This window comes from Streptococcus sp. SG1, from assembly GCF_030439935.1.
In the GTDB taxonomy this organism is placed as follows: Bacteria; Bacillota; Bacilli; order Lactobacillales; family Streptococcaceae; genus Streptococcus; species Streptococcus gordonii.
This window is the reverse complement of sequence record NZ_JAQFJC010000007.1, coordinates 1-20,411: the sequence shown is the minus strand read 5'-3', so window position 1 is coordinate 20,411 and position 20,411 is coordinate 1. Positions and strand designations below refer to the sequence as shown.

Annotated in this window: 18 protein-coding genes and 1 other RNA gene; 17 read left to right on the top strand and 2 right to left on the bottom strand. The window is 45.2% G+C overall.

Going from position 1 to position 20,411, the window contains the following annotated elements; genetic code table 11:
• Positions 1-81: 81 nt before the first annotated feature.
• The 7 genes from PCY06_RS06970 (at position 82) to PCY06_RS06940 (ending at position 9,098) form a co-directional block, all read left to right on the top strand.
• Positions 82-1,872, top strand: coding sequence for a V-type ATP synthase subunit A (locus PCY06_RS06970; RefSeq protein ID WP_082307274.1), 1,791 nt, complete (start codon positions 82-84; stop codon positions 1,870-1,872).
• Positions 1,859-3,253, top strand: a complete 1,395-nt coding sequence (locus tag PCY06_RS06965; protein WP_048779140.1) for a V-type ATP synthase subunit B — start codon at positions 1,859-1,861, stop codon at positions 3,251-3,253. The genes PCY06_RS06970 and PCY06_RS06965 overlap by 14 nt, the downstream gene beginning before the upstream one ends.
• Entirely contained in the window at positions 3,250-3,873 is a 624-nt protein-coding gene (locus tag PCY06_RS06960; RefSeq protein WP_004192619.1) for a V-type ATP synthase subunit D, read from the top strand. The genes PCY06_RS06965 and PCY06_RS06960 overlap by 4 nt, the downstream gene beginning before the upstream one ends.
• 492 nt (positions 3,874-4,365) lie before the next feature.
• Positions 4,366-5,502, top strand: coding sequence for a LysM domain-containing protein (locus PCY06_RS06955; protein ID WP_008808159.1), 1,137 nt, complete (start codon positions 4,366-4,368; stop codon positions 5,500-5,502).
• 116 nt (positions 5,503-5,618) lie between these two features.
• Complete coding sequence (gene thrC, locus PCY06_RS06950) at positions 5,619-7,103, top strand: threonine synthase (RefSeq protein WP_008808160.1); 1,485 nt, start codon at positions 5,619-5,621, stop codon at positions 7,101-7,103.
• 106 nt (positions 7,104-7,209) lie between these two features.
• The gene (locus PCY06_RS06945) at positions 7,210-8,487 is read left to right on the top strand and encodes an MATE family efflux transporter (protein WP_048779133.1); all 1,278 of its coding nucleotides are present in this window, start codon (positions 7,210-7,212) and stop codon (positions 8,485-8,487) included.
• Positions 8,484-9,098, top strand: a complete 615-nt coding sequence (locus PCY06_RS06940) for an HAD-IA family hydrolase (RefSeq protein ID WP_048779131.1) — start codon at positions 8,484-8,486, stop codon at positions 9,096-9,098. The genes PCY06_RS06945 and PCY06_RS06940 overlap by 4 nt, the downstream gene beginning before the upstream one ends.
• A 47-nt stretch (positions 9,099-9,145) precedes the next feature.
• Here the strand turns inward: PCY06_RS06940 and PCY06_RS06935 are convergent, their stop codons facing one another.
• Positions 9,146-9,622, bottom strand: a complete 477-nt coding sequence (locus tag PCY06_RS06935) for a YcxB family protein (protein ID WP_048779127.1) — start codon at positions 9,620-9,622, stop codon at positions 9,146-9,148.
• A gap of 111 nt (positions 9,623-9,733) precedes the next feature.
• On the opposite strand from PCY06_RS06935, the gene polA reads away from it, so the two are divergent.
• The 6 genes from polA to PCY06_RS06905 all read left to right on the top strand — a co-directional run bounded on the left by polA (position 9,734) and on the right by PCY06_RS06905 (position 16,582).
• On the top strand, positions 9,734-12,376 hold the full coding sequence (gene polA / locus PCY06_RS06930) for a DNA polymerase I (RefSeq protein ID WP_082307273.1): 2,643 nt from the start codon (positions 9,734-9,736) through the stop codon (positions 12,374-12,376).
• 355 nt (positions 12,377-12,731) lie between these two features.
• Positions 12,732-13,169, top strand: coding sequence for a CoA-binding protein (locus tag PCY06_RS06925; protein ID WP_061599072.1), 438 nt, complete (start codon positions 12,732-12,734; stop codon positions 13,167-13,169).
• A gap of 1 nt (position 13,170) precedes the next feature.
• Complete coding sequence (locus PCY06_RS06920; protein ID WP_082307272.1) at positions 13,171-13,668, top strand: kinase; 498 nt, start codon at positions 13,171-13,173, stop codon at positions 13,666-13,668.
• A gap of 162 nt (positions 13,669-13,830) precedes the next feature.
• The gene (locus PCY06_RS06915) at positions 13,831-14,445 is read left to right on the top strand and encodes a DUF6287 domain-containing protein (RefSeq protein ID WP_061599068.1); all 615 of its coding nucleotides are present in this window, start codon (positions 13,831-13,833) and stop codon (positions 14,443-14,445) included.
• A gap of 247 nt (positions 14,446-14,692) precedes the next feature.
• Positions 14,693-15,013: a hypothetical protein gene (locus tag PCY06_RS06910; RefSeq protein WP_061599066.1), complete on the top strand. Its 321-nt coding sequence runs from the start codon at positions 14,693-14,695 to the stop codon at positions 15,011-15,013.
• Between the two features lie 102 nt (positions 15,014-15,115).
• Positions 15,116-16,582 (top strand): alpha-L-fucosidase, encoded by a 1,467-nt coding sequence (locus tag PCY06_RS06905; RefSeq protein WP_061599064.1) that lies wholly within the window; start codon positions 15,116-15,118, stop codon positions 16,580-16,582.
• A 103-nt stretch (positions 16,583-16,685) separates the two neighbouring features.
• Here the strand turns inward: PCY06_RS06905 and PCY06_RS06900 are convergent, their stop codons facing one another.
• The gene (locus PCY06_RS06900; RefSeq protein ID WP_045634470.1) at positions 16,686-17,513 is read right to left on the bottom strand and encodes a DUF975 family protein; all 828 of its coding nucleotides are present in this window, start codon (positions 17,511-17,513) and stop codon (positions 16,686-16,688) included.
• Between the two features lie 139 nt (positions 17,514-17,652).
• On the opposite strand from PCY06_RS06900, the gene tgt reads away from it, so the two are divergent.
• From tgt to ffs, 4 genes are all read left to right on the top strand, one after another.
• Complete coding sequence (gene tgt, locus PCY06_RS06895) at positions 17,653-18,795, top strand: tRNA guanosine(34) transglycosylase Tgt (protein ID WP_082307271.1); 1,143 nt, start codon at positions 17,653-17,655, stop codon at positions 18,793-18,795.
• 24 nt (positions 18,796-18,819) lie between these two features.
• On the top strand, positions 18,820-19,479 hold the full coding sequence (locus PCY06_RS06890) for a uridine kinase (RefSeq protein ID WP_008808171.1): 660 nt from the start codon (positions 18,820-18,822) through the stop codon (positions 19,477-19,479).
• 156 nt (positions 19,480-19,635) lie between these two features.
• Entirely contained in the window at positions 19,636-20,103 is a 468-nt protein-coding gene (gene tadA, locus PCY06_RS06885) for a tRNA adenosine(34) deaminase TadA (protein ID WP_020992832.1), read from the top strand.
• A 12-nt stretch (positions 20,104-20,115) separates the two neighbouring features.
• Positions 20,116-20,213: signal recognition particle sRNA small type (ffs, locus tag PCY06_RS06880), an RNA gene on the top strand.
• Positions 20,214-20,411: the final 198 nt, after the last annotated feature.

Sequence of the window (20,411 nt, the reverse complement as noted above, 5' to 3'; positions counted from 1 at the left end):
ATGAAATTCAAACTCTTGCTTAGTTTGAGCTTTGATTTTCATTGAGAAACAAGAAAAATCTCCCAAGAATGGAGGAAGATTGTGAGTCAAGGAAAGATTATCAAAGTTTCTGGTCCCCTGGTGCTGGCATCAGGGATGCAGGAAGCGAATATTCAGGATATCTGCCGGGTTGGCGATTTGGGGCTAATCGGTGAAATTATCGAAATGCGGCGGGACCAAGCCTCTATTCAGGTTTATGAAGAAACTTCTGGCTTGGGTCCGGGAGAGCCGGTCATCACGACTGGAAGCCCTCTGTCTGTTGAACTGGGGCCAGGTCTGATTTCCCAGATGTTTGACGGAATTCAGCGGCCTTTGGAGCGTTTCCAGACCATGACGGAGAGCGACTTCCTCGTCCGCGGTGTCCAATTGCCAAATCTAGATCGGGAGGCTAAGTGGGATTTCGTTCCAAGTCTGTCTGTCGGAGATACGGTTGAGGCTGGCGATATTCTGGGAACGGTGCAGGAGACCAATCTGGTGGAGCACCGCATCATGGTGCCGGTCGGCGTCAGTGGACGCTTGGCTAATATCTCGGCTGGCAGTTTCACTGTTGAAGAGACTGTTTACGAGATTGAGCAGGCGGAAGGGTCTATTTTTAAAGGGACTCTCATGCAAAAATGGCCAGTCCGTCGAGGGCGTCCTTTTGCTCAGAAGCTGATTCCGGTTGAGCCTTTGGTGACAGGTCAGCGGGTCATTGATACTTTCTTTCCAGTGACCAAGGGCGGAGCAGCAGCCGTACCAGGACCTTTCGGAGCCGGTAAGACTGTCGTTCAGCACCAGGTGGCCAAGTTTGCCAATGTTGACATCGTTATCTATGTCGGCTGCGGTGAGCGTGGCAATGAGATGACTGACGTACTCAATGAATTTCCAGAACTAATCGACCCATCAACTGGCCAGTCCATCATGCAGCGGACGGTGCTGATAGCCAACACCTCCAATATGCCAGTAGCGGCTCGGGAGGCATCGATTTACACAGGGATTACGATCGCAGAATACTTCCGTGACATGGGCTATTCCGTGGCCATCATGGCGGACTCCACCTCTCGCTGGGCAGAAGCCCTGCGGGAAATGTCCGGCCGTCTGGAAGAAATGCCAGGTGACGAAGGCTATCCAGCCTATCTTGGCAGCCGGATTGCTGAGTATTACGAGCGGGCTGGCCGGGTCAAGACGCTCGGTTCAACTGCGCGCGAAGGCTCTATAACCGCTATCGGAGCCGTATCACCTCCAGGTGGAGATATTTCTGAGCCAGTAACGCAAAATACCCTGCGGATTGTCAAGGTCTTCTGGGGCTTGGATGCACAGCTGGCTCAACGCCGGCATTTCCCAGCTATCAACTGGTTGAGCTCTTACTCGCTCTATCTAGACGAAGTGGGAGCATATATCGACCAGCATGAGAAGATTGCTTGGGCAGAAAAGGTGACCAAGGCCATGAATATCCTGCAAAAGGAAAGTGAACTGCAGGAAATCGTGCGTTTGGTGGGCTTGGATTCCTTGTCTGAAAAGGACCGGCTGACCATGAATGCAGCCAAGATGATCCGCGAGGACTACCTGCAGCAGAATGCCTTTGATGATGTGGACACCTATACTTCTTTCAAAAAGCAGGTGGCTTTATTGAGCAATATCCTGACCTTCGATGCGGAGGCCAATCGTGCCTTGGAGCTGGGAGCTTATTTCCGGGAAATCATGGAAGGAACGGTGGAGCTGCGTGACCGAATTGCCCGCAGCAAGTTTATACATGAAGACCAGCTAGAAAAAATCCAAGCCCTCAGTCAGACTATCGAGGAAACCCTGCACCAGATTCTTGCCCAAGGAGGACTAGACAATGAGCGTCATTAAAGAATACCGCACCGTCAGTGAAGTTGTCGGCCCTCTGATGATTGTCGACCAAGTCGCTGGCGTGCATTTCAATGAATTGGTAGAAATCCAGCTACATGACGGTAGCAAGCGTCAGGGCCAGGTCCTGGAAGTCCAGGAAGACAAGGCTATGGTCCAGCTTTTTGAGGGATCTAGCGGTATCAATCTGGAAAAAGCCAAGGTCCGCTTTACTGGCCGTCCGCTAGAGCTGCCAGTGTCAGAAGACATGGTGGGCAGGATTTTCAATGGGATGGGCAAGCCGATTGATGGTGGCCCAGCTATCCTGCCAGAAAAATATCTGGATATTGACGGTCAAGCCATCAATCCAGTAGCTCGCGATTATCCAGATGAGTTTATTCAGACTGGGATTTCAGCTATCGACCACCTCAATACCTTGGTTCGGGGGCAAAAACTGCCAGTATTTTCTGGCTCTGGTCTGCCCCACAAGGAATTAGCTGCTCAAATCGCCCGTCAGGCGACCGTGCTTAACTCTGATGAAAACTTCGCCGTGGTCTTTGCGGCCATGGGGATTACCTTTGAAGAAGCCGAATTCTTCATGAATGACCTCCGGGAGACAGGAGCCATTGACCGCTCGGTGCTCTTTATCAATCTGGCTAATGACCCAGCTATCGAGCGGATTGCGACGCCACGGATTGCCCTGACAGCAGCTGAGTACCTGGCTTATAAAAAGGACATGCACGTTCTGGTTATCATGACTGACATGACCAACTACTGTGAAGCCCTGCGGGAAGTTTCCGCAGCTCGTCGTGAAGTGCCGGGCCGTCGTGGGTATCCGGGTTACCTCTATACTAACCTGTCCACCCTCTATGAGCGGGCTGGACGTCTGGTCGGCAAGAAAGGCTCTGTGACGCAGATTCCGATCCTGTCCATGCCAGAGGATGACATTACCCATCCGATTCCAGACTTGACGGGTTATATTACGGAAGGTCAGATTATCCTTTCACGCGACCTTTACAACAGTGGCTATCGTCCGCCCATCAATGTCCTGCCATCTCTGTCTCGTCTCAAGGACAAGGGTTCTGGTGAGGGTAAGACCAGAGGAGACCATGCCGCGACTATGAACCAGCTATTTGCCGCCTATGCGCAAGGAAAGCAGGCCAAGGAGCTGGCTGTCGTTCTAGGGGAATCCGCCCTGTCCGAAACGGACAAGCTCTATGTGCGCTTTACCGATCGCTTCGAGCAGGAATACATCAATCAAGGTTTCCAGACCAACCGAACCATCGAGGAAAGCTTGGATTTGGGCTGGGAACTCCTATCTATCTTACCAAGAACGGAGCTTAAGCGGATCAAGGACGATATGATTGACCAATACCTGCCGCAGACCAAGGAGGAAGAAAGATGACACGACTCAATGTCAAGCCGACTCGGATGGAGCTGAATAACTTAAAAGCCCGTCTCAAAACGGCTGTCCGTGGGCATAAACTGCTCAAGGATAAGCGGGATGAGCTGATGCGGCGCTTCATTGAGTCTGTCCGTGAGAACAATCAGCTTCGCCAAAAGGTCGAATCCGCTCTGGTCGGTCATCTGCAGGACTTTGTCATGGCAAAGGCGCTGGAGAGCGATCTCATGGTCGAGGAGATTTTCGCTGTGCCCATGCGGGAAGTCAATCTACATGTGGAGACTGAGAATATCATGAGTGTGCGCGTGCCCAAGATGCACGCCCATATTGACAATCCCTATGGTGATGACGAGGGAGACGTGGTTTATAGCTATGTGGCGTCTAACAGCCAGATGGATGAAACCATTGAAAGTATGAGCGATCTGCTTCCGGACCTGCTGCGACTGGCTGAAATTGAGAAAAGCTGCCAGCTTATGGCGGATGAAATCGAGAAAACCCGCCGCCGAGTCAACGGACTAGAGTATGCTACCATCCCTGATCTCAAAGAAACCATCTACTACATCGAGATGAAGCTAGAAGAAGCCGAACGGGCTAGCCTCGTCCGAATGATGAAGGTGAAGTAAGATACCAAGACCGTTAAGAGCTCACAGCAAAAATAGGAAAATAGACGGAGAAGCGATAGCTTCTAGGAGATTTTATCTTTTTTGCCAAGAGCTTAGGTCGGGGTCAGTTTCGCAGGATACAAAAAAATAAAGAAAACTGAATAAAAAAATAGGAACTGGACGATGGATTCGATGAATTCAAGCCCAGTTCTCTTTTTTCCGAGTTTTTAGGCTTATTTTAGCCTTTCTTTGACTATGTGAAAATCTGAAATAAAAAGCTATTAATCATTTTTAATGCTTTGATATACCAATGTATAATCGCCTTTTATTAAGAAGTAAAGCTGTCCTATTTTTTGTATATTTATTACTAACTATTGAGGATATGTTACAAGTGCGTCTCTATATTACAAAGGTCAGACAGTTCGATTAAATCGGATGAAAAAGGGTTTATTCTTGGGGAAATTATGTTAAGATGAGATTTGTAGTATGAATGAAGAAAGGTGTACTTTACATATGAAAATCAATAAAAAAATGCTATTCGCTTCAACAGTAGCTTTGTCGGTGTTCCCATTGATAACAGCCAATGCTGAAGAGGAATCACAAAATTGGACAGCTAGGACAGTTGATCAAATCAAAGCTGACATTACTAGTAGTGAAAATCAACAGACTTATACAGTCCAATATGGCGATACTCTTGGAACAATTGCGGAAGCATTTGACTTGGATGTAAATGTTCTGGCTCATATTAACGCGATTGCTAATATTGATCTAATCTATCCAAATACGGTTTTAAATATTACGACAAATGATAAAAACGAAATAACTGGTGTAGAAATTACAAGTCCACAAGCAACAAGAGCTGTAACAGGACCTGTTTCTGAGCCAGCTCCAGCAACTCCAGTTCAGCCTGAGGCAGCTCCTGCCGAAACTACGGCTCCTTCAACTGAAGCAAATGCTGAAGTTCCAGCAGCCCCAGTAACTGATGCTCCAGTGGCTCCAGCCCCTGTAGAAGAACAAGCGTCATCTGATGCACCAGCAGTTCCTGCAGAAGCTCAATCAGCTCCAGAAGCTGCTTCAAGTCAAGTGGCAGCTGCTGCGGAAGTGAGTGAACCACAGTCTGCTGAGCCTATCACTGAACCAGCTGCTCCAGCGACCCCAGCTCAGCCAGAGGCAACTCAAGCAGAAGCTGTAACGCAAGCGGCCCCTCAATTAGACCAAGAGCAGGTTAACCAAGATGTAACTAATATTGAATCTCCAACCTACACTGCCCCAGCTGTAGCAACTCAAACAAGCAATAACGCTGCTAATGAAGGTTTGAGACCACAGACTGCTGCTTTGAAAGAAGAAATAGCAGCTAAATATGGAATTACAGAATTCAGTCTTTATCGTCCAGGTGATAGCGGAGATCATGGTAAGGGCTTGGCAGCTGACTTTATCGTTGGCAACAATACTGAGTTAGGAAATCAGGTTGCAGCTGATGTTACTTCTAACATGACCGGAAGAGGAATCTCTTATGTTATCTGGCAACAGAAATTCTATGCACCATTTGATAGCATTTACGGTCCAGCCAATACTTGGAACCAAATGCCAGACCGTGGTAGTGTGACTGAAAACCATTACGACCACGTGCACGTATCTATGAATGAATAAATAAGACAATTAAAAGCCCAGAAATGGGCTTTTTCTTATATTCTTTGTGAAAAAGCGAGAATTTTCTGATAAATTTTGGTATAATAAAACGAATTACAGATAAAGGAAAAGAAAGAATGACTTTAGTTTATCAATCAACACGTGACGAAAAGAATAGAGTAACAGCTAGCCAGGCGATTCTGCAAGGTTTGGCAACAGACGGAGGCCTTTTTACACCTATTACTTATCCGCAGGTCGATTTGGACTTTGCCAAGCTCAAAGACGCTTCTTATCAGGAAGTAGCCAAGTTGATTTTATCTGCTTTTTTAGATGATTTTTCTGAAGCGGAGCTGGACCACTGTATCAACCATGCCTACGACAGCAAGTTTGATGACGCGGCGATTGCTCCCTTGGTCAAGCTGGATGGTCAGTACAATCTAGAGCTTTTCCACGGAGCGACTATTGCCTTTAAGGACATGGCTTTATCTATCCTGCCTCACCTGATGACAACCGCAGCCAAAAAGCACGGCTTGGAAAACAAAATTGTCATTTTGACGGCAACTTCTGGTGACACAGGCAAGGCGGCTATGGCAGGCTTTGCGGACGTTCCAGGGACTGAAATTATTGTCTTTTATCCCAAAGACGGTGTCAGCAAGGTTCAAGAGCTGCAAATGACAACGCAGACAGGTGCCAATACGCATGTGGTGGCCATTGACGGCAACTTTGACGATGCCCAGACCAATGTCAAGCATATGTTCAATGACACAGACCTACGAGCTCGTCTCTTGGAGCACAAACTCCAGTTTTCATCAGCTAACTCTATGAATATCGGCCGTTTGGTGCCTCAGATTGTTTACTATGTCTATGCTTATGCTCAGCTAGTGAAGACGGGAGAAATCACATCGGGCGACCAGGTTAACTTTACAGTTCCGACAGGGAACTTTGGTAATATCTTGGCGGCCTACTATGCCAAGCAAATCGGTCTGCCAGTTGGCAAGCTAATCTGTGCTTCGAATGAGAACAATGTCCTGACGGACTTCTTCAAGACTCAGGTTTATGACAAGAAACGGAGCTTCAAGGTGACGTCTAGTCCGTCCATGGATATTCTGGTTTCCTCTAACTTGGAGCGTTTGATTTTCCATCTGTCTGGTAATAGCGCTGAGAAAACAGCTGCCCTGATGGCTGCCCTAAATGAGCATGGACAGTATGAACTGACAGACTTTGACGCTGAGATTTTAGAGCTCTTTGCGGCTGATTATGCGACAGAGCAAGAAACAGCTGCTGAAATCAAGCGGGTCTATCAAGCATCTGATTACATCGAAGACCCACATACTGCCGTTGCATCCGCTGTCTATCAAAAATACTTGGCAGAGACAGGTGATCAGCGCAAGACTGTTATCGCGTCTACCGCTAGTCCTTACAAGTTCCCAGTTGTAGCCGTTGAAGCTGTGACTGATCAAACAGGACTTAGTGACTTCGAGGCTTTGGGCCAACTGCACGAACTTTCTGGCGTAGCCCTTCCACCAGCAGTGGATGGCTTAGAAACAGCACCGGTTCGCCACAAAACGACGGTTGCTGCAGACCAAATGCAGGCAGCGGTTGAGGATTACTTAGGATTATAAATATTGCTTAGAAAGCCTAAAATCAGCTAGATATCTGGCTGATTTTTTCTTGAGATGTCCTATGGAAAGGTGAAGTAGCTTATGCTTAAAAGGAAGAATTTTCTTTATGACGACTTATAAAAAAATCATGAATATCGCCCTGCCGGCAATGGCGGAGAACTTTTTGCAAATGCTCATGGGTATGGTAGACAACTATCTGGTAGCCAGTCTTGGGCTAATTGCAATCTCTGGTGTCTCGGTGGCCAGCAATATTATTACTATTTATCAAGCAATTTTTATCGCTTTAGGGGCTGCTATTTCAAGTCTCATTTCCAAGACTCTGGCTCAGGGAGACAAGGAAAATCTAGCTTATCATACAGCTGAAGCTATCAAGCTGACCTTGCTTTTGAGCCTTCTGTTGGGGCTGATTTCTCTACTCTTTGGCAGGCAGATGCTGGATCTTTTAGGGACAGAAAAGGCGGTGGCTGAAGCTGGGGGTCTTTATCTGGCTCTGGTTGGTGGGACTATTGTTCTGCTAGGCTTGATGACTAGTTTTGGAGCTTTAGTGCGGGTCACGCGCAATCCAAGATTTCCCATGTATGTCAGTCTTCTGACAAATGTGCTCAATGCTCTCTTGTCCGGTCTAGGGATCTACGTCTTTCAGCTTGGTATTGTCGGTGTAGCACTGGGAACCGTGCTGGCTCGATTGGTCGGTGTAGTCATTCTTTGGCGAGAGCTGGATTTTTTCACGATTCGCTGGAGCTGGGGCTTAGATGGAGAACTTTTGCGCCTGTCTCTGCCGGCTGCAGGAGAGCGTCTCATGATGCGGGCGGGTGACGTGGTGATTATCGCTATTGTGGTCGCCTTTGGTACGGAAGCAGTAGCGGGAAATGCTATCGGTGAAGTTCTGACTCAGTTTAACTATATGCCAATCTTCGGGGTCGCAACAGCAACAGTCATGCTGGTCGCCCATGCGGTTGGTGAGGGAGATCTGCAAGCGCTCAGTCTGATTCGCAAGCGGACCTTCTGGCTATCTTTTGCTTGTATGCTACCCGTGGCTCTAGGGATTTTTGCTTTTGGTCGGCCGTTGACCTCGCTCTATACGAACAATAGCGGAGCTATCACAGCCAGTCTGTTAGTCATCCTCTTCTCCCTACTGGGGACTCCCATGGCAGTGGGGACCGTGATTTACACAGCTCTCTGGCAGGGGCTGGGCAACGCTAGACTGCCCTTTTATGCTACGACTATTGGCATGTGGCTGATTCGCATCATATCAGGCTATTTGTTGGGTGTGACCTTTGGCTTGGGCCTTCCGGGGGTCTGGGCTGGGACACTCTTGGACAATGGCTTCCGCTGGCTATTTTTAAAGGTTTTATTTGAAAGAAAAATGAGGGAAATCACATGACAAAAGCATTTATTTGGGATTTGGACGGCACCTTGCTGGACTCCTATGATGCTATTTTGGCAGGGATTGAGGAAACCTATGCTCACTATGGTCTGGACTTTGACAGAGAAGGTATCCACAGCTATATCCTAAAGCACTCTGTACAGAAGCTCTTGGAAAAAGTAGCGTCTGAGAAAGGTCTGGACGCTGCCGAGATGAATGTCTTCCGTGGAGCAAGTCTAAAGGAGAAAAATGCTCAGGTTCATCTGATGGAAGGAGCGGCGGAGATACTGGCTTGGGCTGAAGAGCAGGGCATTGCCCAGTTTGTCTATACTCACAAGGGACTCAATGCCCATCAAATCTTGGAAGACTTGGGCATTCATGATTATTTTACAGAAATCATCACAACAGCCAACGGCTTTGAGCGCAAGCCCCACCCAGAGGGTGTCGACTATCTGCTCGAGAAATATGACCTGGACAAGCAGGAAACCTACTATATCGGCGATCGGACATTGGATGTGGATGTCGCAGTCAACAGTGGCATCCAGAGCATTAACTTCTGTGACTACCGACCAGAAATCAATCAAAAAATCGAGAAATTGGTGGATATAAAGCAATTATTTACAAGATAAAAAGCAGACTAAAACTGATCTACTGTCAGCCTAGCCTGCTTTTTATTTTACATATTTTCAATGTGAAGTTCTAACAAGAACTCAAGAGCTTCGGGAGTGCAGTTCTTGTTTTCAATTGCAAAACCAGTGTTCTCCCCTATCAAGATATAAAAATCTCGCTTTGTCCTAATGACTTTGACAATATCATCATAGGTATAGTGAAATTCTCCACGTTTATTCTGAGCTACAAAAGCCTCTCTGTCAAATATCAGAGTGACCTCCATGTTCTGAAATAAAGGATTTTTTTGATAGGCTCTCTTTATCTGATAATTCATGCCAAAATAGTACATAGAGGCGCAAATAGGGGGAGCCAATATGATAGATATTATCTTTTTCTCTAACGGACTGAACATTACGTAGGTGAACAGTCCGATTATCAGTATGATTATGTATAATACAAATCCTTTTCGTCGCACGAGAATAGCCCAAGAAAATCTTTTATAAACTTCTTCAGTCATAAGAGTTGTAATACGGATTGGAAACATCTCTTACCTCCTAGTTTTTATTATTATAACACAGAGGAGTAGTTAAAATCACTTTCTATTTTCCACACCGCCTTTTCTGTCTTTGTCCGCCTTTCGTGTTATAATAAACCTATGGAAAAAAAGAACAAATTATTATTAATCGACGGTTCGTCCGTTGCTTTTCGCGCTTTTTTTGCGCTTTACAATCAAATTGACCGTTTCAAGAGTCCATCGGGCCTGCATACCAATGCCATTTATGGCTTCCACCTTATGCTCAATCATCTCTTGGAGCGCGTGCAGCCGACCCATGTCCTAGTAGCTTTTGATGCTGGCAAGACGACCTTCCGGACCGAGATGTACGCCGATTATAAGGCAGGTCGGGCCAAGACACCGGATGAATTTCGTGAGCAGCTACCTTTTATCCGTGAAATGCTGAGCCACCTAGGCATTCACTACTACGACTTGGCTCAGTACGAGGCGGATGACATCATCGGAACCTTGGACAAGATGGCTGAAAAGACAGCTGTGCCTTACGATGTGACCATTGTCAGCGGCGATAAAGACTTGATTCAGCTGACGGATGATAATACAGTGGTGGAGATTTCCAAGAAAGGTGTGGCCGAGTTCGAAGAATTTACCCCAGCCTACCTCATGGAAAAGATGGGCATCACACCAGAGCAGTTTATTGACCTCAAGGCGTTGATGGGCGATCAGTCGGATAATATCCCTGGCGTGACCAAGATCGGTGAGAAGACTGGCCTCAAGCTCCTTTTGGAGTATGGCTCTTTGGAAAATCTCTATGAAAACATCGACCAGCTCAAGGCTTCCAAGATGAAGGAAAATCTGATTAATGACAAGGACAAGGCCTTCTTATCTAAGACCCTCGCAACCATCAATACTCAGGCTCCGATCGAAATCGGACTGGATGATTTGGTTTACAAGGGGCCACAGGTAGAGACCCTGAGCAAGTTCTACGACGAGATGGGCTTCAAGCAGCTCAAGGCTCAGCTAGGAACTGGTCAGGAACCAGTAGAAGTCAAACCAATTGAATTTACCAAAGTGACTGAGGTGACAGCGGATATGCTGGCACCAGAGCAATTCTTCTATTTTGAAATTTTGGGCGACAACTACCATAAGGAAGAGATTGTCGGTCTTGCCTGGGGCGATAGTCGTCAGATTTATGTCGGTTCCAGCGATTTACTGCAGCAGCCTCTCTTTCAAGAATTTTTGGCAAAAACAGCTCTAAAAACCTACGACCTCAAGCGGACCAAGGTACTGCTCAGTCATTACGGCATTGAACTACCAGCAGCCTCCTTTGATGCGCGCCTAGCCAAGTATTTGCTTTCGACGGTCGAGGATAATGAGCTGGCGACTATTGCTCGCCTCTACGGCCAAACAATTCTGCCGACTGATGACGAGGTTTATGGCAAGGGAGCCAAGCGAGCTTTGCCGGAGCAAGAGCAGCTCTTTGAGCATCTAGCTCGTAAGGTTCAAGTGTTGTTGGAAACAGAAGAGCCAATGAAAGACCAGCTCCGTTCCCACGATCAACTGGATTTGTTGCTTGAAATGGAACAGCCGCTGGCCTTTGTCCTAGCCAAGATGGAGATTGCGGGGATCAAGGTTGAGCGGGAAACCCTGCAGGGCATGCAGGCAGAAAATGAAAAGACGCTGGAAAGTCTGACCCAGGAGATTTATGATCTGGCTGGTCAGGAGTTTAATATCAACTCACCGAAACAGCTGGGAACCATTCTCTTTGAGGATATGGGTTTGCCGCTGGAGTACACTAAAAAGACCAAGACAGGCTACTCGACAGCGGTGGACGTGCTGGAGCGTTTAGCACCGATTGCACCGATTGTGTCTAAAATTCTGGAATACCGTCAAATCAGCAAGCTCCAGTCCACTTATATCATAGGATTGCAGGAGGCGATTGCTGCTGACGGTAAGATTCACACTCGCTATGTTCAGGATTTTACTCAGACTGGCCGCCTGTCTTCCGTTGACCCGAACCTGCAGAATATCCCCGTTCGTTTGGAGCAGGGGCGCCTCATTCGTAAGGCCTTTGTGCCAGAGTGGGCAGATAGTGTACTTCTCAGCTCGGATTATTCCCAGATTGAGCTGCGGGTGCTGGCTCACATTTCGCAGGACGAGCATCTGATTGCCGCCTTTCAACATGGAGAAGATATTCATACGGCTACTGCCATGCGGGTCTTTGGTATTGAAAAGGCAGAGGATGTGACGCCTAATGACCGCCGCAATGCCAAGGCTGTCAACTTCGGAGTAGTCTATGGCATTTCTGACTTTGGCCTAGCCAATAATCTGGACATTTCCCGCAAGGCTGCCAAGGAATACATTGAGACCTATTTTGAGCGCTTCCCAGGGATTAAGAATTATATGGAAACCATCGTCCGCGAAGCGCGTGATAAGGGTTATGTAGAGACTATCTACCATCGCCGTCGTTCTTTACCGGACATCAATTCCCGCAACTTTAACATCCGAAATTTTGCGGAGCGCACAGCCATTAACAGCCCCATCCAAGGATCGGCCGCAGACATTCTCAAAGTCGCCATGATTAATCTGGATCGAGCTCTGACAGAGAAGAATTTCAAGTCGCGCATGCTCTTGCAGGTACACGATGAAATCGTGCTGGAAGTGCCCAATGACGAGCTAACAGCCGTCCGCCAGCTAGTCAAAGAAACCATGGAAGCCGCGATTGAGCTAGCCGTTCCACTAGTGGCTGATGAAAATGCCGGCCAAACTTGGTACGAGGCAAAATAAGATATCAAGGGCGTAAAACACAAAGTGAAAAGAGAAAGCTGACGCAGCATTCGATGAATGCGAGGAAGCTTGTCTTTTTCACACAGTGTTTAGCCCGGATTCAATTAAGCATACAAAATTAACAGAACAACTAAATGGTAACGGTATCAGGAGAATATATCTATTTTCCAAGGTTTTAGCTCGTGTTCAGTTTAAGATATCAAGGGCGTAAAACACAAAGTGAAAATAGAAAGCTGACATAGCATTCGATGAATGCAAGGAAGCTTGTCTTTTTCACACGGTGTTTAGCCCGGATTCAGTTAAGACGCAAATACTGTAAAACTATCTAGCTTTATTATGAATGAGGAGGAAGTCTATGACTTATCATTTTCAAAATCCCAGTGATGCCATTGTCAAGCATTATCTGGAAAACAGCAAGGTGATTGCTGTTGTTGGTCTGTCAGACCGTGAGGAAACGACCAGCAACCGCGTGTCCAAGGAGATGCAGGAGCGAGGTTATCGCATTATCCCAATCAATCCTCGGGCAGCAGGCAATCGGATTTTTGGTGAAACTGTTTATGCCAGTCTCAAAGACATTCCTTTCCCGGTGGATATTGTCGATGTATACCGTCGCAGTGAGTTTTTGCCAGATGTAGCGCGTGATTTTCTGGAAGCAGATGCCAAGATTTTCTGGGCACAGTTGGGCTTGGAGAGTGAGGAAGCTGAGCAGATTTTGCGGGCTGCCGGTCGAGACGATATTGTCATGGACCGTTGTATTAAACGCGAGCATACCCGCTTGATTCTGGGTGAATAAGATGGCCAAGTTAGTCATCATTCGTGGAAATTCCGGCTCTGGCAAGTCTAGCCTAACCAAGAAACTACAGGCTCACTACGGTCGAGGTACTCTCTTGATTGCGCAGGATACGATTAGACGGGACATGCTCAAGGAAGAAGTCGAGCCGGGAAATTTGTCTATTGACCTGACGGAGACACTGGCCCACTTCGGCTACGAGCATGATTTGCTGGTTCTGGTTGAAGGGTTTTATGAGACAGACATTTACGGACAGATGCTAGAACGGTTGAAAAAAATCTTCGCTCCGCAGGTCTTTGCTTACTACTATGACCTATCCTTTGAAGAAACTGTCCGCCGCCATCAGACCAGAGCTAAACAAGAAGAATTTACCCCAGCCGACATGAAGCGCTGGTGGAAAGACCGAGACTTCTTAGCCTGGGAAGAGGAAGTCTTTTTCACAGATGAGGATTCGCTTGAGACAGCTTTTCAGCGAATTTGTCAAGATTTAGACGGATTTTAATCTTTACCCAATTTTAAAAGTGACATTTCGGTTTAAGTGTCACTTTTTTTGTAGCCTCCTATTAAATTTAAAATATAATCAAAAAACTATTGACATATATATTACAAAAAATTACAATTAAATTACAAAATATTTCTTTTGTTACAAAAAGGAGAATAAGTGATGAAAACTATAAAATTTACTCTTTTAGTTGTTATTTCTTTAACTACTTGCTTCATTCTCAATGCTTGTGGGAATGGGAATAAGCAAGAAAGTGCAACCAATAGCTCAAGCAAGGTTACTCAGACTACCAAATCCAGCGAAAAATCAGAAAAATCATCCACAAAGGAAAAGGCTACGGCCAACTCAAGTAGCCAGGATTCCAAAGCTAGTCAAAAAGAAGATACCTCCCCTTCCTCTGAAGCAGATCAGAGCAAAGACAGCACTAATCAACAGTCCAATTTCAACTTTGATGAATTGGCACAGGGAAACTTCGCTAGTCTTGCGGGAACTTGGCAAAATGACCAAGGAGACAAGCTGGTTATTTACAATAATGGGACAACGAACAAAGATGGGGCTATACTTTTAAAAGAAATACGTGATGGGCTATATATTGGAGAGTTCCGAGCCAAAAATTTGAGTGGGGCCTTATGTCTACTAGTGCCAGGTGGTATTCGTCTGCCAGATGCCTATAGTCAAGATGAGGCTGCACATCAAGTGGACGAAAAACAGGATCGTTTAATTATTGGTCAAAGTTCTGATGTAGCACTTCATCCATACTACCGAGTGGCAAATTAGTAAATGATGTGTATCTGTGAAAACAACTAATTGCCTGCAAAATGATCCTATTCACAGATTCAAAGACAAAGAAGGTTGAACATTGCTTTAGCCTTCTTTTTTCTAGTTCAGGTTTTAAAGTCCTCTTCTAAATGAGTCTTTTAGAAAAAGAGTTTTTTGCTAAAAGCATCAAATATCATAGTGACATCCATGTCCTGTTTTGAGCAAGGAGAAGTAGGTATAATCTCAGTAGAAAGAGGAAAAAGCAATGCTTCCAAAAAGACTAGAAGAAACACCAGTAGGTCTTACAACGATCGCTTTATATGAACCTCATGACCAGTTATTAGCGCGTTTTCAATGTTTGATCTCAGAAGGGCAGGAAGGTATTTTTATTGAAAATATGACAGAGGGCATGATTTTTTATCGTGTTTGCAAAAATGGAAAACTGATTATGATCCCACTTTTTTATGCAGGAGAAAAAAAGATTCTCTATTTTCAAGATTACCATCATGTCAAGCAAGAGGATGAGATAACCCTACTACCTCATACGGAAGAGTATATTTTTGATAGCAGTGAATATGATGGATAAGCAAATCTAGAATCATTTTTGCTAAAATAATCTGTTTAATTTACTAAAAAATTGGTAGAATAAAAGAAAGCGTTTTAAAAATAAACTAATGAGGCAGTAGTAATGATAATTAGCTTAGAAGAAATCAAAAAAGTTGCCAATCAAGGGCCTTTCTATCCAGACTGGGATTCTCTTGCGACCTATCAGGTGCCCAACTGGTTCAAAGGAGCTAAGTTTGGGATTTTTATCCATTGGGGGCTTTATAGTCTACCGGCTTTTGGAAGTGAATGGTATTCTCGTAATATGTACATCCAAGGTACAGCAGAGTTTGAACATCACGTCAAAACCTATGGGTCCCACAAGGATTTTGGTTATAAGGATTTCATTCCTCTATTTACTGCCGAAAAATTTCAGGCGGAGGAGTGGGTACAGATTTTTAAAATGGCTGGGGCGCGCTACATTTTTCCAGTAGCTGAGCATCATGATGGTTTCCAGCTTTATGAAAGTCAGCTATCACCTTTTAATAGTGTGGAAATGGGACCAAAGCGGGATATCTTACAGGAGTTAAAGCAGGCAACAGATCAAGCCCATCTTCATTTCTGTACTTCTTCCCATCGGGCTGAGCATCATTTTTTCTTCTCACATGGGAAAGAATTCGATAGTGACATCGCTAAGGAAGTCAGCAGAGATGAACTTTATTGGCCAGCCATGCCAGAGCCAGATCACCATGATTTATTTGGTCAGCCCTATCCTGATCAAGAATTTTTAGATGATTGGCTCTTGCGGACCTGTGAGCTTGTCCGAGACTATCAGCCAGAGATTTTGTACTTTGACTGGTGGATTCAACATACAGCCTTTAAAGAATATTTGAAACTTTTTGCGGCTTATTATTATAATTTGGGAGTTGCGACCGGTAAGCCAGCTAGTATTTGTTACAAGCACGATGCCCTGGCTTTTGGGTCTGGGATTGTCGAGATGGAACGCGGCGGTTTTGCGGAGATACAGCCTTTCACTTGGCAGACAGATACAGCTATCGCACGTAATTCTTGGGGCTACACAGAGCAGCTGGATTATAAATCTGCTAAAGAAATCATCCAAACCTTGATCGATGTAGTTTCTAAAAATGGGAATCTCCTACTCAATATCGGACCTAAAGGAGACGGTTCGATTCCTGAGAGAGATCAGGCTATCTTAAAGGAAATAGGAGCTTGGCTGGAGGTGAATGGGCCAGCGATATATGACTCCTATGCTTGGAGACAATTTGGAGAAGGGCCGACACAGCCGGCTAGTGGACCATTTTCTGATGGTGATACCGTAACCTATACTCATCAAGATTTCCGTTTTACAGCCAAGGGAGGTTCTGTTTATGTATATGCAATGGAGCCAGCTATGGATCAATGGCTGACAGTAGAAGCCTTGGCGGATGAAAGGGAAAATCCCGCCTCTCGTTTCCACGGTATTATAAAAAGTGTCTCCTTGCTGGGCTATGAAAAAGCACTGAAATGGGAGCAAACTTCTCAAGGTTTACGGATATTCTTGTCTGAAGTTGAGACTAACCTGCCACTGGTCTTTAAAGTCGAGCTGGCTTAAAATAGCGTACAAACAAAAAGCACTTCTGCCTTATGAACTACCCCCAATCGGTTAGATTTACTGTCTAACTTTTTGGGGTCAGTACACTCAAGCAGAGGCGCTTTTATTTTTTCAGGGCTTTTAATTGCTCATAAAAGAGGACGGAGCTGGTATGGATATATGGAATAACATAGATTCCAGCAAGACCAAGGGTCAGAAACATTAAAACCTGCCAGCCGATAAAGCTCACATCCAGCATAAAGCGTTTGTCTTTGTATCCCTTCATCATAAGCCGGCTTTGACGAAGGACTTGAAGCGGACCTTGGTAAGTTCCTTCTTTAAGTTGATCGTAAAGAATAAACTCAGCTTGCGAATAAGCATAACGCTGAGGAAGGGAGATAATCAAGCCTAGAGTAACGAGAAGCAAGCCCAGAAACAGAGAAGGCGAATAGTTGCTAATCTGCTGAATAGCTTGATCAGACAGTTGATTATTAGGAGCTTGATTGTAGATATAGAGGATGCGGTAGCTCGTAAATATAGAAATGACAGAGCCAACCCAAAGTAAAATACTCCAACAAAACAAAATCAGACGCTTGCAAAACAAAGTAAGTACAAGTGGAGTAAAAATTTGATTGGAAAAAGCACGCAGAGAGTCCGAAAACTTCAACTGTTCAGTTTGTCTGCGCAACAAATCAATTAAAGCATAGGACGCTGAAATGATAAAAAGAGAGATGATAAAATTGATAACTTGAGAGAAAAGACCGCGACTGACTTCAAGATAGAAAGCCTGTTTTAGATCTATCGACGCGAAATATTCCATCAAATCCTCTTGCGAATCACCCAAAAAGTTGCTCAGCAACAAGATCATAATCGGGATGAAAAAGAGAAGTAGGAGTCCTGGTATTTTCCTCTGTAGGAGACGGGCTTCAGCCCTCAGTTGACGTAAATTCATAAAAACCTCCAGTAATGCTATCTATTATATCATACCCCGTGACAGACAGGGCTTTTTTTGATAAAATCATACAGTATCTTGTGGAATTTTCCACAGAAAATAAGATCTGGGACTGTCTTTCCCAGCATCGGAGGTAAAAATGTCAGATTCACCGATTCAATATCAATTGATCAAAAAAGAAAAGCACACAGGTGCCCGTCTGGGAGAGATTATTACACCTCACGGGACCTTTCCGACGCCTATGTTTATGCCGGTTGGCACTCAGGCGACAGTCAAGACTCAGTCCCCTGAAGAGCTCAAGCAAATGGGGTCGGGTATTATCTTGGCCAATACTTACCATCTCTGGCTACGGCCGGGCGATGAACTGATTGCCCGTGCAGGTGGTCTGCACAAGTTCATGAACTGGGACCAGCCTATTCTGACCGATAGCGGTGGTTTCCAGGTCTATTCTCTAGCTGATAGTCGCAATATCACAGAAGAAGGGGTAACCTTCAAAAACCACCTCAACGGTTCCAAGATGTTTCTCTCACCAGAAAAGGCTATCTCTATTCAGAATAATCTAGGCAGTGACATTATGATGTCCTTTGACGAATGCCCGCAGTTCTACCAGCCTTATGACTATGTCAAGAAGTCTATTGAGCGGACCAGCCGTTGGGCTGAGCGTGGACTCAAGGCCCACAGCCGTCCTCATGATCAGGGTCTTTTTGGTATTGTTCAAGGAGCTGGCTTTGAAGATTTGCGCCGCCAATCTGCTCAAGACTTGGTCAGCATGGATTTCCCAGGCTACTCTATTGGAGGTTTGGCTGTTGGTGAGTCTCACGAAGAGATGAATGCGGTGCTGGACTTCACAACTCCTCTACTACCTGAAAACAAACCCCGCTATCTTATGGGAGTAGGTGCGCCAGATAGCTTGATCGATGGTGTTATCCGTGGTGTGGATATGTTTGACTGCGTTTTGCCGACTCGCATTGCCCGAAACGGCACTTGTATGACTAGTGAAGGACGCCTAGTCGTCAAAAATGCCCAGTTTGAAGAAGATTTCACGCCATTGGATCATAACTGTGATTGCTACACTTGTACCAATTACACGCGGGCTTATATCCGCCATCTGCTCAAGGCTGACGAAACATTTGGTCTTCGCTTGACAAGTTACCACAATCTTTACTTCTTAGTAAACCTTATGAAGAAAGTTCGCCAAGCTATTATGGATGATAATTTGTTAGAATTCCGTGAAGATTTTATGGAACGCTACGGCTATAATCGATCCAATCGAAATTTCTAAAATCTCCATTTGAAAGGAGAGGTCATGTCAGATGAAGAAAAATTGCTGGAAAGCTTGACAGCGTATCTGATAGCAGATCAAAAACATACTATACGTATATATGGTCATGGTGCTTCAGGCAAGTCAACTTTTGCTCGAAAACTCCAACTAGCCTTGGGTGAGGAACGAGCCAATCTGCTGGAAACAGATCCTTATGTAATTACTGGAGACTATCGAGATTTGCTCAGTTCCAAAGATTTTCCTCATCAAAAAGTAACAGCCTGTCTCCCTGCGGTTCATGAACTAAGCAGTCTGGAGCGAGATATTTGCGCCTTGCAGTCTGGTCTGGATATTCTGACCATTGGTACAACTTGGTCATCCAGTTTGCGTTTATCAGCTCAAAAGCCAATTCTAATAGTAGAAGGGATGTCGGCTGCCTTTTTGCCTGAAAGTTTGTTTGATTTATCGATTTGCTTTTACACAGATGATCAGACTGAGTTAAAGCGTCGCTTGGCTCGTGATGTGGCTGTTCGAGAGCGCAGACCAGATTGGATAAAGCAGACGCATCTAGCTCGGCGAGAGCAATATAGGCGCTTTTATCAGATCTATGAAAAAGATGCGGATTTACTTATTAATCAATCCGATGATTATTTTCTAGTAGAAAAACAAAAAAATATAGAAGCGACTGCTTTTGATAATTTCTAAAAAACTTTAAGTTTTCTTTAAGCAAGGGAGTTTATGATATACCTATCCTAAAATTTTTCATAATCTCCTAAAAAGCCCCCAAGATTCTTGGTGGCTTTTTTTGGTTCTAAACATTATAATAGAGCAAAAGAGAATCTGAAAGATAAGAAAAAACTTATGAACTATAGTAAAGAGGAAAAAGAATATTTTATGCTAGAGGCCTTAAAAGAGGCCAGAATTGCTTTGGAAAATGATGAAATTCCAATCGGATGTGTCATTGTTAGAGACGGTCAGATTATTGGTCGCGGGCATAATGCACGTGAGGAATTGCAACGGGCGGTCATGCATGCGGAAATCATGGCTATTGAAGAGGCAAATCAGCATGAGAATAGCTGGCGCTTGCTGGATACAACACTTTTTGTGACCATTGAACCTTGTGTCATGTGTAGCGGAGCAATCGGTTTAGCGCGCATACCCCATGTTGTCTACGGAGCATCAAATCAAAAGTTTGGTGCAGCTGGTAGCCTGTATGATATTTTAACGGATGAACGACTAAACCACCGAGTGGAGGTGGAGACAGGTGTTCTCCAAGAAGAGTGCGCTCAAATCATGCAAGATTTTTTCAGAAATCGTCGCCAAAAGTAAAAAAATATGATATACTATTCATGGAGCAACAGTTTTGCGTGAAGCGGGTCAGGGGAGGAATCCAGCAGCCCTAAGCGATGTAAACTGTGTGCTCTTTTCTATTGCTCTTAATGAGTCAAGCCTGCAAGGCGCAGATGAATCTTAGAGCAATGGATGCAGTTTTTCCTGTAAGGGAAAAATCTGTAAACCGTATAAAAATCCTTAACGAATCAACTCCGAAGGAGGGAGATGAGTTTAGGTACATTGATGCAGTTCGAGCCAAGCGAGAACTACGTTCCGAAATTGAATGAGTCAAGCCTGCAAGGCAC

What these genes read in the sequence shown, in the direction of transcription:
- PCY06_RS06965 (WP_048779140.1), top strand. Translation starts at nt 1,859, where the DNA reads ATGAGCGTCATTAAAGAATACCGCACCGTCAGTGAAGTTGTCGGCCCT.
- PCY06_RS06960 (WP_004192619.1), top strand. Translation starts at nt 3,250, where the DNA reads ATGACACGACTCAATGTCAAGCCGACTCGGATGGAGCTGAATAACTTA.
- PCY06_RS06955 (WP_008808159.1), top strand. Translation starts at nt 4,366, where the DNA reads ATGAAAATCAATAAAAAAATGCTATTCGCTTCAACAGTAGCTTTGTCG.
- thrC (WP_008808160.1), top strand. Translation starts at nt 5,619, where the DNA reads ATGACTTTAGTTTATCAATCAACACGTGACGAAAAGAATAGAGTAACA.
- PCY06_RS06945 (WP_048779133.1), top strand. Translation starts at nt 7,210, where the DNA reads ATGACGACTTATAAAAAAATCATGAATATCGCCCTGCCGGCAATGGCG.
- PCY06_RS06940 (WP_048779131.1), top strand. Translation starts at nt 8,484, where the DNA reads ATGACAAAAGCATTTATTTGGGATTTGGACGGCACCTTGCTGGACTCC.
- PCY06_RS06935 (WP_048779127.1), bottom strand. Translation starts at nt 9,622, where the DNA reads ATGTTTCCAATCCGTATTACAACTCTTATGACTGAAGAAGTTTATAAA.
- polA (WP_082307273.1), top strand. Translation starts at nt 9,734, where the DNA reads ATGGAAAAAAAGAACAAATTATTATTAATCGACGGTTCGTCCGTTGCT.
- PCY06_RS06925 (WP_061599072.1), top strand. Translation starts at nt 12,732, where the DNA reads ATGACTTATCATTTTCAAAATCCCAGTGATGCCATTGTCAAGCATTAT.
- PCY06_RS06920 (WP_082307272.1), top strand. Translation starts at nt 13,171, where the DNA reads ATGGCCAAGTTAGTCATCATTCGTGGAAATTCCGGCTCTGGCAAGTCT.
- PCY06_RS06915 (WP_061599068.1), top strand. Translation starts at nt 13,831, where the DNA reads ATGAAAACTATAAAATTTACTCTTTTAGTTGTTATTTCTTTAACTACT.
- PCY06_RS06910 (WP_061599066.1), top strand. Translation starts at nt 14,693, where the DNA reads ATGCTTCCAAAAAGACTAGAAGAAACACCAGTAGGTCTTACAACGATC.
- PCY06_RS06905 (WP_061599064.1), top strand. Translation starts at nt 15,116, where the DNA reads ATGATAATTAGCTTAGAAGAAATCAAAAAAGTTGCCAATCAAGGGCCT.
- PCY06_RS06900 (WP_045634470.1), bottom strand. Translation starts at nt 17,513, where the DNA reads ATGAATTTACGTCAACTGAGGGCTGAAGCCCGTCTCCTACAGAGGAAA.
- tgt (WP_082307271.1), top strand. Translation starts at nt 17,653, where the DNA reads ATGTCAGATTCACCGATTCAATATCAATTGATCAAAAAAGAAAAGCAC.
- PCY06_RS06890 (WP_008808171.1), top strand. Translation starts at nt 18,820, where the DNA reads ATGTCAGATGAAGAAAAATTGCTGGAAAGCTTGACAGCGTATCTGATA.
- tadA (WP_020992832.1), top strand. Translation starts at nt 19,636, where the DNA reads ATGAACTATAGTAAAGAGGAAAAAGAATATTTTATGCTAGAGGCCTTA.